This is a genomic window from Streptomyces spinosus, from assembly GCF_020400655.1.
GTDB classification, from domain to species: Bacteria; Actinomycetota; Actinomycetes; order Streptomycetales; family Streptomycetaceae; genus Streptomyces; species Streptomyces argyrophylli.
The window spans coordinates 36,139-49,581 of record NZ_JAINRC010000010.1; the positions used below are offsets into that span (position 1 = coordinate 36,139).

At 73.0% G+C, this 13,443-nt stretch carries 13 protein-coding genes; 10 read left to right on the forward strand and 3 right to left on the reverse strand.

All coding sequences use genetic code 11. The features are described from left to right. The first annotated feature begins 152 nt into the window (after positions 1-152). From LG395_RS19695 to LG395_RS19735, 9 genes are all read left to right on the forward strand, one after another. Positions 153-362 carry a ferredoxin gene (locus LG395_RS19695; protein WP_171159281.1) on the forward strand — a complete coding sequence of 70 codons (210 nt, stop codon included), beginning with the start codon at positions 153-155 and terminating at the stop codon, positions 360-362. Continuing rightward, positions 352-1,707, forward strand: coding sequence for an NAD(P)/FAD-dependent oxidoreductase (locus LG395_RS19700; RefSeq protein WP_225810671.1), 1,356 nt, complete (start codon positions 352-354; stop codon positions 1,705-1,707). Before LG395_RS19695 ends, LG395_RS19700 begins: the two co-directional genes overlap by 11 nt. A gap of 31 nt (positions 1,708-1,738) precedes the next feature. Next, a complete protein-coding gene (locus LG395_RS19705) occupies positions 1,739-2,923 on the forward strand; it encodes a cytochrome P450 (protein ID WP_225810672.1) in 1,185 nt (394 codons plus the stop codon). A 66-nt stretch (positions 2,924-2,989) separates the two neighbouring features. Then, positions 2,990-3,946 carry a GlxA family transcriptional regulator gene (locus tag LG395_RS19710; protein WP_225810673.1) on the forward strand — a complete coding sequence of 319 codons (957 nt, stop codon included), beginning with the start codon at positions 2,990-2,992 and terminating at the stop codon, positions 3,944-3,946. 148 nt (positions 3,947-4,094) lie between these two features. Next, the gene (gene gap / locus LG395_RS19715) at positions 4,095-5,093 is read left to right on the forward strand and encodes a type I glyceraldehyde-3-phosphate dehydrogenase (protein WP_225810674.1); all 999 of its coding nucleotides are present in this window, start codon (positions 4,095-4,097) and stop codon (positions 5,091-5,093) included. Between the two features lie 177 nt (positions 5,094-5,270). After that, a complete protein-coding gene (locus LG395_RS19720; RefSeq protein ID WP_225810675.1) occupies positions 5,271-6,431 on the forward strand; it encodes an FAD-dependent oxidoreductase in 1,161 nt (386 codons plus the stop codon). 547 nt (positions 6,432-6,978) lie between these two features. After that, positions 6,979-7,884 carry an NAD-dependent protein deacetylase gene (locus LG395_RS19725; RefSeq protein ID WP_225810676.1) on the forward strand — a complete coding sequence of 302 codons (906 nt, stop codon included), beginning with the start codon at positions 6,979-6,981 and terminating at the stop codon, positions 7,882-7,884. Between the two features lie 270 nt (positions 7,885-8,154). Next, on the forward strand, positions 8,155-8,646 hold the full coding sequence (locus tag LG395_RS19730; protein WP_171159274.1) for a sortase: 492 nt from the start codon (positions 8,155-8,157) through the stop codon (positions 8,644-8,646). A gap of 99 nt (positions 8,647-8,745) precedes the next feature. Further along, complete coding sequence (locus tag LG395_RS19735) at positions 8,746-9,486, forward strand: class F sortase (RefSeq protein ID WP_225810677.1); 741 nt, start codon at positions 8,746-8,748, stop codon at positions 9,484-9,486. A 24-nt stretch (positions 9,487-9,510) separates the two neighbouring features. Here the strand turns inward: LG395_RS19735 and LG395_RS19740 are convergent, their stop codons facing one another. Beyond that, positions 9,511-10,104 (reverse strand): VOC family protein, encoded by a 594-nt coding sequence (locus LG395_RS19740; protein WP_225810678.1) that lies wholly within the window; start codon positions 10,102-10,104, stop codon positions 9,511-9,513. A 150-nt stretch (positions 10,105-10,254) separates the two neighbouring features. Between LG395_RS19740 and LG395_RS19745 the strand changes: the two genes are divergently transcribed. Then, the gene (locus LG395_RS19745) at positions 10,255-11,022 is read left to right on the forward strand and encodes a class I SAM-dependent methyltransferase (RefSeq protein ID WP_225810679.1); all 768 of its coding nucleotides are present in this window, start codon (positions 10,255-10,257) and stop codon (positions 11,020-11,022) included. A 190-nt stretch (positions 11,023-11,212) separates the two neighbouring features. On the opposite strand, the gene LG395_RS19750 is transcribed toward LG395_RS19745, so the two are convergent. After that, entirely contained in the window at positions 11,213-11,953 is a 741-nt protein-coding gene (locus LG395_RS19750) for a VOC family protein (protein WP_225810680.1), read from the reverse strand. A 178-nt stretch (positions 11,954-12,131) separates the two neighbouring features. Further along, positions 12,132-13,310, reverse strand: coding sequence for a Cmx/CmrA family chloramphenicol efflux MFS transporter (locus LG395_RS19755; protein ID WP_225810681.1), 1,179 nt, complete (start codon positions 13,308-13,310; stop codon positions 12,132-12,134). Between the last annotated feature and the right edge of the window lie 133 nt (positions 13,311-13,443).

Genomic DNA, 13,443 nt, shown 5'->3' on the forward strand with positions numbered 1-13,443 from the left:
GGTGTTCACCCACCGCGTGCGTGATCGGCGCCGCCCGGCGTCCTGGGGTGACGTCTGACCGGGGGGCGCCCGCGAAGTGGTCACCGTGCGGGCCGACAGGTCTCCGCCCATGCTGGAGGTGAGGGGGTGTGACGGCGGAGGAGGTAGTGAGGATGCGAACCGTTGTCGATCTCACGCGCTGCCAGGGGTACGCACAGTGCGTGTTCCTCGCGCCGGGCGTGTTCGAGCTGCACGGCGAGGAAGGCCTTCTCTACGCCACGGCCGTACCCGAGGACCAGGAGGACCGCGTGCGCCAGGCCGCCGCGGCCTGCCCGGTGCAGGCCATACTCCTGGGCGAAGAGGTGAGCATCGGTGCCCGCTGACCTCAAGGAGGGCCGCATCGTCGTCGTCGGTGCGTCGCTGGCCGGCTTGCGGGCCGCGGAAGCGCTGCGGGAGGAAGGCTTCACCGGTTCACTGACCGTGGTCGGGGACGAACCGCACGCACCCTACGACCGTCCGCCGCTGTCCAAGCAGGTGCTGCTCGGGCAGGCGACGGCGGAGACCACCGAGCTGCCGATGCGCCGGGATCCGGACGCCGAGTGGCGGCTGGGCGTGCGTGCGACAGGCCTCGACCTGCTGGGGAAGCGGGTACTGCTGGAGGACGGGGAGTCACTGCCGTACGACCGGGTGCTGATCGCCACGGGAACCCGGGCGCGCCCCTGGCCCCACGAGGACGAGGCCGCGCTGGACGGGGTGTTCACCCTGCGTTCCCGTGAGGACGGCGCGGGACTCGCCGAGCGGCTCGCCGAGAGGCCGGAGCGCGTGCTCGTCATCGGCGGCGGCTTCACCGGCTCGGAGATCGCCTCGGCCTGCCGGGAGCTGGGGGTGCAGGTGACGGTCACCGAGCGCGGCCCCGCTCCGCTGGTCGGCGCACTCGGCGGCACGCTGTCGAAGCTCGCGGCCGTCATGCAGCGCAACAACGGCGTGGACCTGCGCACCGGTGTGACGGTCACCGCCCTGAACGGCAACGGATCCTTCACCGGTGCGGAGCTGTCCGACGGCAGCCGGGTCGACGCGGACGTGTGCGTCGCGGCGCTGGGAGCGATCCGCAACGTCGAGTGGCTGGCGGACTCGGGGCTCGCGGCGGGCCCGCGCGGGATCGCCTGCGACGCCGGATGCCGCGCGTTCAACATGTACGGGATCGTCACCGACGACGTCTTCGTGGCGGGCGACGTCTCCCGCTTCCCGCACCCCCTCTTCGGCTACCAGCTGCTGTCCCTCGAGCACTGGGGCAACGCGGTCGAGCAGGCCGAGGTGGCGGCCCACAACATGGTCAACCCGGGTCCCCTGCAACGCCCGCACCTGGCCGTCCCGGTGTTCTGGTCGACGCAGTTCGGACTCAACATCAAGTCCGTGGGCGTGCCCACCTACTCCGACCACGTGGTCATCGCCCAGGGCTCGCTGGAGGCGCGCCGGCTCGCCATGGTCTACGGGTACAAGGGCCGGGTCACCGCGGCCGTCACCGTGGACATGGCCAAGTCGCTCGACTACTACCGGCACCTGATCGAGACGGCCGCCGCCTTCCCGCCCCCGCCCGGCGCAGCGGACCGGGCGATCGCGGCCGACGTCACGATCCCTTCCGACGTGCCCGACCCGTCAGTGCTGTCCCACGGCCCGACCGTCGCGCTCACCGGTCACCTTCCCGACCGCCGGCTGACCGTGGTGTAGCCCACGTCCCGCTCGACCACGAGGAGCCGCCATGGCCTCCGAGACCCTCCTGGCACGCATCACCGACTACTCCAGCCGCCCCGACCCGTACCCGCTGTACGCGGAACTGCGCGAGGCCGGTCCCGTGGTCCGGCAGGCCGACGGCAGCTATCTGGTCGGTACCTACCACGAGATCGCCGCCCTCCTCCACGACCCGCGGATGAGCGTCGATCCCCGCACCCGCGGCGCGGAGGCGCAGCAACTGCCGTTCCTGCGGCTCGACGACCCCGAGCACCACAGACTGCGCACCCTGGCCATGCGGCCCTTCGGTCCGCCGCACACTCCCCACCGCGTCGACGGCATGCGCGAGGAGATCGACCGGATCACCCGGGAACTGCTGGACTCCCTGGGGGCAGGCGAGCGGATCGACCTCGTCGACGACTTCGCCTACCCGCTGCCCGTCACGGTCATCTGCCGCCTGCTCGGCGTGCCCCGTGAGGACGAGCCGCTGTTCCGGGCCTGGTCCGACGCCCTCGTCGCCGCCGCCGACGTCAGGCCCGGCTCGGACACCACCGAGACCGACAAGGCCGGTGAGCAGGCGAAGATGGAGATGGGCGGCTACCTGGTCAACCTCGCCGAACAGCGCCGCGGCAAACCCAGCGACGACATGCTCTCCGCCTTCGTCAACGAACCCGACCCGGCTCTGCGGCTCAGTCGGGAGGAACTCGCGGAAACGGCGATCCTGCTGCTCATCGCCGGGCACGAGACCACGGTCAACCTCATCACCAACGGTGTGCTCACCCTGCTGCGCCGCCCCGACCAGCTCGACCTGCTGCGCCGCCGACCGGACCTGCTGCCCCGCGCGGTGGAGGAACTGCTGCGTTTCGAACCCCCGGTCCACATGCGCGAGCGCATCCCGCGCGCCGACGTCGACGTCGCCGGCACCACCCTCCCGGAAGGCGCGTCCGTCGTCCTGGTACTGGCCTCCGGCAACCGCGACCCCAAGCGGTTCGACGAGCCCGACCGGTTCGACCCCACCCGTCCGGACAACCAGCACTTCGGTTTCGGCAGCGGCATCCACCTCTGCTACGGCGGCCCCCTGGCACGTATCGAGGCCTATTCCGCGCTCGGCGCCCTGCTCCCCCGCCTCGGCACCGCGCGACTGGTCGAGGACCCACCGCCCTACCGCCAGAACGCCATGCTCCGCGGCCCCCGCCACCTGCCCCTCCATCTGTGAGGCGACCGGCCCGACGCCCGCGGCACGCGTGCCCGGCACGGGTGCCGCTCGGCGTAACCTCTTCCTGTGCCGCCCTCCCGCCTCCGTCGCGTCGCCGTCCTCGTGCTCGGGGGCGCGAAGCCACTGGATGTCGGCATTCCCGCGCAGGTCTTCACCACGCGCGCGAGCATGCCGTACGAGGTGCGGGTGTGCGGGGCGGCACCCGGTCTCGTGACCGGCGGCGACGGCCTCGCCTACTACGTCGCCCACGGCCTCGACGCGCTCGCGTGGGCCGACATCGTCTTCGTCCCCGGCTACCGGTTCCCGGACCGCGAGGACCCTCCGCAAGCCGTGATCGACGCACTGATCGCCGCCCACGACCGGGGCGCGCGGCTCGCCGCCATCTCGACCGGGGCCTTCGCCCTCGCCGCCACGGGGCTGCTCGCGGGCAAGCGTGCCACGACGCACTGGCACTACGCGCGCGCCCTCGCGGCCAGGCACCCGCTCGTCCAGGTCGACGAGAACGTGCTGTTCGTCGACGAGGGCAGCGTCCTCACCTCGGCCGGCGCCGCCTCCGGCATCGACCTGTGCCTGCACATCCTGCGCGGCGACCTCGGAGTGGCCGCGTCCAACCACGCGGCCCGGCGTCTGGTCGCGGCCCCCTACCGCAGCGGCGGCCAGGCCCAGTACGTGCCGCGCAGCGTCCCCGAGCCACTCGGCGAACGGTTCACCGCCACCCGCGAGTGGGCGCTGCACCGGCTCGGTGAACCCCTCACCCTCGACACGATGGCGCGGCAGGCGGGGGTCTCGCCCCGCACGTTCTCCCGGCGCTTCGTCGAGGAGACCGGATACACGCCGATGCAGTGGGTGATGCGCGCCCGCATCGACCTGGCCCGCGAACTGCTGGAACGCTCGCAGCGCGGCGTCGAGCAGATCGCCGCCGACGTCGGCCTCGGCACCGGCGCGAACCTGCGACTGCACTTCCAGCGCATCCTCGGCACCACTCCGAGCGAATACCGGCGCACCTTCACCCGCGGCGAGTGACCCACGGGGGCACCACGCCCGTCAGGGAGTCCCGGCGAGATCCCCGTGAGCCCGGCCTGGCGAGATCCTTGTGAACCGTGGCGATCCCGCCACTGTCGGCGGCTCGGCCCGCGGACGAGTCTGGTGGCGAAAGGAAGGGACACCACACATGACTCGCATCGCCATCAACGGATTCGGCCGCATCGGACGCAATGTGCTGCGCGCGCTGCTGGAACGCGACAGTGCCCTGGAGATCGTGGCCGTCAACGATCTGACGGAGCCCGCCGCGCTCGCCCGGCTGCTCGCCTTCGACAGCACGGCCGGCCGGCTCGGCCGCCCGGTGACCGTCGACGGTGACGCCCTCGTCGTCGACGGCCGGCGCATCACGGTGCTGGCCGAACGTGAACCGGCGCGCCTGCCCTGGGCCGAACTCGGTGTCGACATCGTCCTGGAGGCCACCGGCCGCTTCACCTCGGCCAAGGCCGCCGGCGCCCACCTCGACGCCGGCGCGAAGAAGGTCCTGGTCGGCGCGCCGTCGGACGGCGCCGATGTCACGCTCGCGTTCGGGGTCAACACCGACGCCTACGACCCGGCCGCGCACACGATCGTCTCGAACGCCTCCTGCACCACCAACGCGCTCGCCCCGCTGGCCGCGGTCCTTGACGAACTCGCCGGTATCGAGCACGGGTTCATGACGACGGTGCACGCCTACACGCAGGAGCAGAACCTGCAGGACGGCCCGCACCGTGACCCCCGTCGCGCCCGGGCCGCCGGCGTCAACATCGTGCCGACCACGACCGGTGCCGCCAAGGCGATCGGCCTGGTGCTGCCCAACCTCGAAGGCAGGCTGTCGGGCGACTCGATCCGCGTACCGGTGCCGGTGGGGTCGATCGTCGAGCTCAACACGACCGTCGCCCGCGACGTGACGCGCGACGAGGTGCTGGCCGCCTACCGCGCCGCGGCGGAGGGTCCGCTCGCGGGCATCCTCGAGTACTCGGACGACCCGCTCGTGTCGTCCGACATCACGGGCAACCCCGCGTCGTCGATCTTCGACTCGGCCCTCACCCGCGTGGACGGCCGCCACATCAAGGTGGTCGCCTGGTACGACAACGAGTGGGGATTCTCGAACCGGGTGATCGACACCCTGGAGTTCCTCGCCACCCGCTGACACGGGGAGGGCGGGACGGTGGCCGGCGGTGCCCCGGCGGGCCGGCGACAGGGCCGGTGCCGGGGCTGTCGGCCCTGTGTCGGCGGCGTGTCGGCGGGACGTCGGCGGCGTCTGCGACCTTTCCCCCATCCTGCCGGGTGCCCATCCGGCAGACGTGCGGAAAGGCAAGGAACCACCATGACCACCGATGTCACGATCATCGGCGCCGGGCTCGCCGGACTGACCCTCGCCCGCGTCCTCCACGTCCACGGCATCCCGTCCGCGGTCTACGAGGCCGAGGCCTCACCGATGGCCCGCGCGCAGGGCGGGATGCTCGACATCCACGAGCACGACGGCCAGGTCGCCTTGCGGGCGGCCGGTCTGACCGACGAGTTCCGCGGCCTGATCCTCGAGGGCCGCCAGGCGACGCGGATCCTCGACCGGGACGGGAGCGTCCTGTTCGACGAGGCCGACGACGGCACGGGCGGCCGCCCCGAGGTGCAGCGCGGCGAGCTGCGCCGGATCCTGCTCGACTCGCTCCCGGCCGGCACCGCCCGGTGGGGGCGCAAGGTCCGCGGCGTCCGTCCTCTCGGGCAGGGGCGCCACGAGGTCGCCTTCACCGACGGGACGGTGACCGCCACCAGCCTGCTGGTCGGCGCGGACGGCGCGTGGTCACGTGTCAGGCCGCTGCTCTCCGACGCGGCGCCCGAGTACACCGGCAGGTCGTTCGTCGAGACCTACCTGTACGACAGCGACACCCGGCACCCTGCCGCCTCGAAGGCGGTCGGCGGCGGGTCGATGTTCGCGCTCGCCCCGGGCAAGGGCATCCAGGCCCACCGCGAGAGGGGCGACACCCTGCACACCTATGTGGCGCTCACCGAGCCGCGGGACTGGTTCGCCGCCATCGACTTCACCGACGCCACCGCGGCCGCGGCGCGGATCGCGCGGGAGTTCGACGGATGGGCCCCGGAGCTCACCGCGCTGATCACCGACAGTGACACCGCGCCGGTCCTGCGCCCCCTGTACGCCCTGCCGGCCGGGCACCGCTGGGACCGGGTGCGGGGGGTGACCCTGGTCGGCGACGCCGCGCACCTGTCGGCGCCCAACGGTGAGGGCGCCAACCTGGCCATGTACGACGGCGCCCGGCTCGGCGAGGCCCTGGCCGCACACCGCGACGACACGGAAGCCGCGCTCGCCGAGTACGAGCGGGCCATGTTCCCGCGCGGCGCCGAGGCAGCCGCCGAAGGGGCCCGGCTCCACGAGCTGCTCTTCGGCGACGACACGCCCCACGGCCTGTTCGCCGTGTTCACCGAAGACACGCGGACCCCCGAGCCGTCGGCCGGCGCCCGACGGTCCTGATCACCGGCGCCACACGGGTTCGGGGCGGGAGCATGCGGTCCTGCTCCACCGGGGGTGTGCCGTCGTACCGGTCCAGAGCTTCGCCGAAGCGGACGAGCCGGCCGTAGGGGGCGGGGATCGACGGGGTCGGCGAAGACCAGGCCGAGCACGGCTTCGGCGGCCTTGGCCGGTGACCGGGCCTGGCAGTCGCTGAACCAGGGGCGGGAGGTGCATGACGGTGCGTCCAAGGAGGGTCAGGCACGGCCGTCGGCGGACCCGTTGTCCCGCCGTGCCGCCGCGGGCCGTCCGCCGTCCGCCCACCCCGCGCATCCGATGGCACCGGCGTACCGGAATGACGGGTGAGGGTCCGGGATGATGCGCCCGGACGAGCGTCCGTGACCTGAGGGAAGAGGGGAAGCGTGCGCTCCTGAGCCCCTGCACCAGGGTCTACGGGGCTCAGCCCGCCCCTCGCGGTCCTTGCGCCCTCGGTCCGTGCGGCGCGGCTCGCGAGGGTGGGGCGACGCCGTACCGGACTTCCCTGCGGCGGCCCGTTTCGTACTCTTGCGGCATGCGTATGCGCCCCACTCTGAGCTGGACCCCCACCGAGGACGTGCCGCCCGGCACCACGGATCCGGAGCCGGTCGCCGACGCGCTGCGCGCCGGCGGCGTGCTGGTGCTCAGTGGAGCGGGCATCTCCACGGAGTCGGGCATCCCCGACTACCGGGGCGAGGGCGGGAGCCTGAGCCGGCACACCCCGATGACCTACCAGGAGTTCACCGCGAGCGCCCAGGCCCGGCGCCGGTACTGGGCGCGCAGCCACCTCGGTTGGCGCACCTTCGGCCGCGCCCGCCCCAATGCCGGGCATCTGGCCGTGGCCGCGTTCGGGCGGCACGGCCTGCTCACCGGCGTGATCACCCAGAACGTCGACAGCCTGCACCAGGCCGCCGGCAGCGAGGGCGTCGTCGAACTGCACGGGAGCCTGGACCGGGTCGTCTGCCTCGGCTGCGGCGCCTTCAGTCCGCGCCGTGAACTCGCCCGGCGGCTGGAAGCGGCCAATCCGGACTTCGAGCCGGTGGCCGCGGGAATCAACCCGGACGGTGACGCGGACCTCACCGACGAGCAGGTCGAGGACTTCCGCGTACTGCCCTGCCTGATATGCGGCGGCATCCTCAAGCCGGACGTCGTGTTCTTCGGCGAGGCGGTTCCGCCTCGGCGGGTCGAGCACTGCCGCGAACTGGTCCGTGAGGCGACCTCACTGCTGGTCCTGGGGTCGTCGCTGACGGTCATGTCCGGACTGCGGTTCGTCCGCCAGGCGGCCGAGGCCGGGAAGCCGGTGCTCATCGTCAACCGCGACCGGACCCGAGGCGACCGGCACGCCCTCACCAGGGTCGCGCTCCCGCTGGGCGCAACCCTCACCACCGTTGCCGGGCGGCTGGACATCCCCGTCGACGTCCAGGCCCCGCCCCTGACCTGAACCCGGGCCCGGCCGCGTCGACGGCACCGCGCGAGGCGGCCCGGTCGGCGTTCACCGTTTTGGGGACGGGGCGGCGGGTGACGCGTACCGACGGTCTCCGCGTCGGTGACCTGCGCAAGCGATCGAGAGGGAAGACGCATGCGCCTGACCGGGTGACAGATGCGGCGACTCGCCGGGTTGCGGGAGTGACGGGCTGTCGGTTGCCTCGTGAGCGGAACACACGAGATGTGCCGCGCAGCAGGCCGGTCACCGTTCCGTTGGAGGATGCGCATGCGCTACAGACACATGGGTGCGGGTATCGGCCTGGCTCTCGGCGCCCTCGGGCTGCAGATCCCGGCCGCTGCCGCCGCCGACGACCCGGACCTCCGTATCGAACCGTGGAACGCCCCACCGGGTTCCACGGTCACCGTCAGTACGAGTGTCTGCGACGCCGACGCGGACTACGGCAAGGGCCACTCGGAGGTGGGCGGGGACTTCCATCTGTTCGCAGGCGACGAGGAAGGGGTGCTCACGGGCGAGTTCCAGATCCCGAAGGGAGCCCGGCCGGGCGATGACACGGTCACCGTGAAGTGTCCGCCGCTGACCAAGGTCACGGAGACGTACCGGGTCACCGGGCGCACCCCGAACGGCGCGGCCAACGCCGGCTTCGGCCTGGCCGACGACACGGATCTCGGGCTCGCGCTGGGTGGAGGACTGCTCGTCACGGCCGCCGCCGGGGGTGCGGTCTGGTTGTGCCGCCGCCCGGACGGCAACCGCGTCTGACCGCCGAACCTGGTCCGGTCGTCCCGCTCCGCCGGCCGGCCCCGTGTGGCCCCTACCGTCCGCTGCGAAGCACCCGCCGTGAAGCAAAGACGTGACGCGATGGCACTCAGACACCACATCGGCCTTTCCCGGGCTCCGTTCCCCCTCGCGGTGCTCCTTGTGGTCTGCACGATGACGGCCGGTGCGGTGCTGCTGATCAGCGCCGTGCACGACACGGACGCACCGCCGCGGCCACCCGCGGCGCAGCCCGTCTCCGCCTCCGCGCCTTCCACCGGCTCCACCGTTCACCCGCTGCCCCCCGCGGATCCGGTCCGGATCCGGATCGCCGAGATCGGGGTGGACGCCCCGATGACCCGGGTGGGTCTCGATGCGACAGGGGCACCACGGACTCCCCCGGCCGACGAACCCGCCCTCGCCGGCTGGTACGGCGACGGCACCCCGCCCGGCTCGGCGGGCACCGCCGTCGCCACGGGGCATGTGGACACACCCGGCGGCGACCCCGGTGTCTTCTACGACCTCGGCGCCCTGACCGAGGGAGCCACCATCGAGATCAGCCGGGCCGACCGGCGGACAGCGGTGTTCACCGTCAGCGCCGTCGAGCTCTACGACAGGAAGGAGTTCCCCAGCAAGAAGGTCTACGGCGGTTCGGGCCGCCCCGAGCTCCGGTTGATCACCTGCGGTGGCGGTTACACCAAGCGCACGGGCTACCTGGGCAACGTCGTGGTCTACGCGACGCTGACCGCGGTGAGGCAGCCGCCCGCACGGATGCCCGCGCGGGTCCCGCCGGCCGGGACCGCGGGGCACGGGGCCCGCGGCACACCCATGCCGGACGACCGGTGAGGCAGGCGGCCGCCAGGCGGAGGGTCACCTCGTCACGTGGAACTCGTTCCCGCCGACGTCGAGGAACTCGCCGGGTTCGCCGTCGCTTCGGGTGACCTCCAGCCGCAGCCTGTTCCGTGTCTCCTTCGGGGCCGCGGGCGGCCCCATCACCAGTGAGACCGTACTGGTGGGTGTCCGGCGCAGCCGGTCACCCCGGTCGTGGGACTCGACCGCGTGCCAGTCGGCCCGGGACCGCCAGAAGGCCCGCTGCGCGCGACGGTCCTCCTCCGCCACGTCGAGGCAGATCGCGACGAGGCCGCAGTCGGCGAGCACACCGGGGTGACCGGGACGCAGCACACAGAACTCGTTGCCCTCCGGATCGGCCAGCACGTCCCACGGGACGTCCCCCTGACCGATGTCGGCCCGCGTCGCACCGAGGGTGAGCAGGCGCGCCACCTCGGCCTCCCAGTCCGGTCCCCCGGCCAAGTCGAGGTGGAGCCGGTTCTTCAGCGCCGTCTTCGGTGTCGTGGCCGGCACGCACCGCAGGCGCAGGCCGCCCGTCCGGCCCCGTGTCGCGTCGGACCAGAAGCGGTCCATGCGCGCCACATCGAGCGCGTCGATCACGATCCCGGTCAGCATCCCACTCCCCCGTGCCCTCACATCCGGCGCCACACGGCCGCCCTGCCAGTGGCGGCGGCGCCGTTCGAAACCGGCCCCTGGCAAGGGCGTTCACGCCGACGACCGAGGAACACGCGCCTTTCGTGAGGTCAGCCACAGTAGTCTCGCGCCATGCCCGAGACATCGGTGGCGCACTTCTACGACGAACTGGCCGACGACTACAACCTGATCTACCCGGACTGGGACGCGAGCATCCGCCGGCAGGGGGCGGCTCTGGACGCCCTGGTCGGTCAGGACCGCGCGGCGGTGCTCGACTGCGCCTGCGGCATCGGCACGCAGGCCATCGGCCTCGCGCTGCACGGGCACAGCGTCACCGGAACCGACGTCAGCCCCCGCTCAGCCGCCCGCGCGGCCCGTGAGGCCGCCCGCCGGGGCCTGAGCCTGCGCACGGCCGCCGCCGACATGCGTCGTCTCCCGTTCACCGACGGCCGGTTCGACACCGTCGTCTGCGCCGACAACGCGCTGCCTCACCTGCTGACCGAACAGGAGGTGCGCGCCGCCTTGACCGAGATGCACCGCGTGATGCGTCCGGCCGGTCTGCTGCTGGTCAGCACGCGCCCCTACGAGGACCTGCTGCGCGACCGGCCCGCTTCGACGCCTCCACAGGTGCACCGGGCCGCCGACGACGGAGAACGGACCGTCACCTTCCAGCTCTGGCGCTGGCACGACGACGGCGAGCGCTACGACATGGAGCACTTCCAGCTCCTCCCCGATGGCGGGGAATGGCGCGTCAAGGTCCGCCGGACCACCTACTGGGCGCTCACCCGGAGCCGACTGGCCGACCTGGCGGCCGAAGCCGGGTTCGTCGAGCCCGGGTGGCGGATGCCGCAGGAGACGGGCTTCTTCCAGCCGCTGCTCGTGGCCCGCGCCGGCACATAGGGTGCGGGCGAGGTGAGGGGGACGGGGGTACATAGAGGCGCCGACCTCAGGTGAGGCTCGCTCCTGGCGACACCCCCGGCTCCCGCGCGCCGCTCTCCGCGCCGGTCCGGGCAGGGCCCCGTGGGGCCGGTCAGTCGCACGAAGCGGACCCGGACGCGGTCCGGCTCGCGGAAGTGACGGAGGCTCGGCGTCAGGACAGGGCGAGGACGCAGAACTCGTGGCCCTCCGGGTCGGCCAGGCACGTCCACGGGACATCGCCCTGGCCGACGTCGAGGTCGGTGGCGCCGAGGGCGCGCAGCCGGGCCACCTCCGCCGCCTTGTCGTCCCCGGGGTACGGCAGCAGGTCGAGATGGACGCGGTCCGGCACGCTCCTCACCCCGGGCGTGCGGAGGAACTCGAGGTACGGGCCGACACCCTTGGCGGAGCGCAACACCGCTCGTTCGCCGGTCACTTCGTGCAGGCTCCAGTCCACCGCCTCACCCCAGAACCGGGCCATGGCCCGCGGATCCGCGCAGTCGACCACCATCCGGGCGATCGGCCCGGTGTCCCGGTAGACCTCCCGAGGCTCCAGCACGCAGAACTCGTTGCCCTCCGGGTCGGCGAGGACCGTCCACGGCACGTCGCCCTGGCCCACGTCGACGGGCGTCGCACCGAGGGACTTCAGGCGCGCGACCAACTCGGCCTGATGGGAATCGGACGTGGTGGCGAGATCCAGGTGCAGGCGGTTCTTCGCCGCGTTCCTGGGTTCGGGGACGGGAACGACGTCGACGCCCACGGCGACCGGGTGGGGCCAGACCAGTCCGCCGGCGGGGCCGACGTAGGTGGCCACACCCGGGCTGTACGCGCTCCAGCCGAGTGCCTCCGCCCAGAACCGGCCGACCGCCGCGGCGTCAAGGGCTTTGAGGATCACGTGAACAGGTCGCAAAGCCATGCCGGCGATCCTATGCGCCCGCTCCGCGGGGGCGTCAGCGCCGTCACCGCGGCCCGACACGTTCGGTCCCCGGCGCTCGACTCGCCCACCGGAGCGCCCACATGCCGGGACGCCTCGCCCGCCGGACGCCCTCGAAGGACTGATGTACCCGCCCTCGAAGGACCGCTGTGTCATCGGCTCACCGGGGCACCTCGGCGCTCCCGCCGCCCGCGACCGCGGTGCGGAGAGGGAACGCGATGAGCAGCGCCACCGTGACCAGGAGCCCGCTTGCCCACAGCGGCCCGAGGTGCCCGGCCCCGGTGCCGAGGGCGGTCGCGGCGACGAGCGGTCCGGCGGCCGCGCCGACGTTGAGTGCGGCCGTCGCGTACGAGCCGGCCATGGTGGGAGCTCCCGCCGCCTCGTACAGGACCCGCGTGATCAGCGTGCCGCCCACCGCGAACGACAGGGCCCCCTGCGCGAACACGAGGGACAGCAGGGCGGCCGGCTCGTCGGCCAGCACGGCCAGGGCCGGCCAGCCGAGGAGCAGCAGCGGACCGCCGGCCGCGAGGACCAGGCCGGGGCGCTGGTCGGACAGCCGTCCGGCGGCGGTGACGCCGACGAAGGAGCCGGCACCGAACAGCACCAGGGTCACGGGGACCCACAGCTCGCCCAGTCCCGCGGTGCCGGTCACGACGGGGGCGAGGAAGGTGAAACTCGCGAAGGTGGCCGCGTTCACCAGCGCGCCGAGCAGCATCACCAGGAGCAACCGCCGGCTCTTGAGCTGCGCGAACTCCGCTCGCAGGGCCGGCCCGTCGCTCTCGTCCGCCTCCGCGGGACGCGCCGGGATCGCCGTGAGGACGCCGATGGCCGCGGGCAGGCAGGAAGCGGCGACGGCCCAGAACGACGCCCGCCAGCCGAGGAGCGTGCCGAGGACCGCTCCCCCGGGGACCCCGGCGATCGTGGCCACGGTGGTGCCCGACAGCAGCACGGCCAGCGCCCGTCCCTTCCTGTCGGGCGTCACGAGCGTGCCCGCCACCGTCAGGGCCACGGCGAGGAATCCGGCGTTCGCGAGTGCGGCGACCACCCGGGTCGCGAACAGGACAGGGAAGTCCGGGGTGGCAGCGCCCACTGCGTGGGCTGTCAGGAACACGAGGACGAACCCGAGCAGGCTCGACCGTCCGGACCGGTCACGGGCGAGCACGGCCATGAGCGGTGCCCCGACGATCATGCCGATCGCGAAGGCCGAGGTGAGCGTGCCGGCTGTCCCGACGGTGACGCCGAAATCCGAGGCGATGTCCGGCAGGAGGCCGGCGAGCATGAACTCCGAGGTGCCCATGGCGAAGACGGCCATGGCCAGCAGGTACAGAGGGAGAGGCATCGAGTGACTCCGAGGTGAGGAGAAGCACGGGAGGTCATCTCGTCACCGCGGCCGGCCCCAGGGGCACCGCCGTCGCCGGGTCGCGCCGTGCGGCGCGCGGCAGGGCTGCGCTCAGCGGTTCAGGGGGCTGACG